Annotated in this window: 1 pseudogene; it reads right to left on the bottom strand. The window is 68.7% G+C overall.

From position 1 onward, the window contains the following. Positions 1 to 686 (bottom strand): annotated as a pseudogene (locus tag JCM19049_RS16665) (AAA domain-containing protein); the annotation flags it as partial.

Below are 686 nucleotides of genomic sequence, written 5' to 3'. Positions count from 1 at the left end.
CGTAGCTGAGCCGGGACACCTTCTCACACAGCTGTGGGTGCATGCGCCACGAGGCGTCCAGGAAGTAGCCCAGCTCGGCGGGCAGGATCGGCTGCCCGTCCGAAAGCCAGCCCAGCGCCGAAATGTCCACCGGCTGCGGGTGGGAGCCTGCGTGACCTGCGGCAGCTGCTGCGGATCCCCGAGCAGCAGCAGGTTGCGGGCCGCCACGGAGACCGCCAGCGTGTTCGCCAGCGAATACTGTCCGGCTTCGTCGATCACCAGCAGGTCCAGGGCCCCGGGCGCCACCTGCTTGCCGGTCATGGTCCAGGCGGTCCCGCCGACCAGGCAGCCGCCCTCCTGCTCAAGCAGTTCGGCGACGGCGTTGGCCCCGGTATGCTGCCAGGGAACCTCCTTGCCGTGGTTGGGCTTCTTGCCCACCTGGTCCGCCGGAACCCCTGCCTGCACCGCCTTGTTCAGCACGTTTTCGATGACAGCGTGGGACTGGGCAACGACCCCGATCTTCCAGCCGTGCTCCACCAGCTCGCGGATCACGTGGGAGGCCACGAAGGTCTTGCCGGTCCCCGGAGGGCCCTGCACCGCCAGGTAGGAGTTGTCCAGGTCCAATAGCGCGGCCACCACAGCCGGATAGACCTGGGCCGAACCGTCAACGACCTCCGGCGGCGGGGGAGCGGTGTAGCTCTTCAGCC

The sequence above is a fragment of the Arthrobacter sp. JCM 19049 genome (genome assembly GCF_001310435.1).
This window is presented reverse-complemented; position numbering and strand designations above follow the sequence as displayed.